At 42.7% G+C, this 1,073-nt stretch carries 1 protein-coding gene; it reads right to left on the reverse strand.

The window, feature by feature from the left end:
* Positions 1-1,073, reverse strand: a 1,073-nt coding sequence (locus MM214_RS18890) for a DUF11 domain-containing protein (protein ID WP_241297737.1), incomplete at both ends; no start/stop codon positions are given.

A 1,073-nucleotide genomic window follows, 5' to 3' on the forward strand; every position in this document is an offset into this window, starting at 1 on the left:
GGTAAGTTCTGTTCAATCACTGCATCTTCTCCCAATACATAAGTATTTGTACTTATCTGAAGGCTGAAGGATCCTGTATTATCCTCTATTGGAATTGCAAATGTACCATCAGCATTTACTTCACTCAACCCTCTGATCACACCCAATGCATCTACCAAGTATACAAAATGAGGAACTCCTCCAGGTAAATAACCCGTCTCTTCTCCATCTATCACTACATTACCGTTTGCATCATTGAAAACAGTCCCCAAAATCATCCCGCTAACATTAATCGTTACCGACGCATCATCGCTGACTGGTGGTCCACAAGATGGGATTCCCACAACTGTCGCTGTGTTAATCACACTTCCTTCATCAATGTCTGATTGAGTAATTGTATATGTTGCAGTAAATGTAACAGAAGCACCTGATGCTAAACTAGCTACATTTGTAGATGTGATCCAATTTAATCCTTCAAGAACATCCTCTACATTCACATCCACCAATTCAACATCTCCAGTATTTTCTACTGTGAAAGTGTAAGTAATTACATCTCCTAGAACATACGTTGATTGACTTGCGGATTTATTGATTGAAATAGAAGCAAATGGTGCTATAGGTGCTGCCGCTATCTCATATGGACTGCTGATCACACAGGTTGTTCCTGCTGTTCTTGCATATACAAATCCTGTACTGCCCGAACCTGCATCAAAGCTGCCGCCTGTTAGCAATTCAGCAAAATCAGCATTCAAGGAATATTCTACTCCATCTTCTGGAGTGAAGCTTACTGTTACACTCGCTTCATCACAGCTAGGTGCTGCATAGCTCAATACTGGTGCGGATGGGGTAACTGGTGCTGCTGCTATCTCATATGGACTGCTGATAACACAGGTTGTTCCTGCTGTTCTTGCATATACTACACCTGTACTGCCCGAAACTGCATCAAAGCTGCCGCCTGTTAGCAATTCAGCAAAATCAGCATTCAAGGAATATTCTACATCATCTTCTGGAGTGAAGCTTACCGTTACACTCACTTCGTCACAGCTAGGTGCTGCATAGCTCAATACTGGTGCGGATGGGGTAACTGGTGCTGC

The sequence above is a fragment of the Belliella kenyensis genome (assembly GCF_022549675.1).
Classification (GTDB): domain Bacteria; phylum Bacteroidota; class Bacteroidia; order Cytophagales; family Cyclobacteriaceae; genus Belliella; species Belliella kenyensis.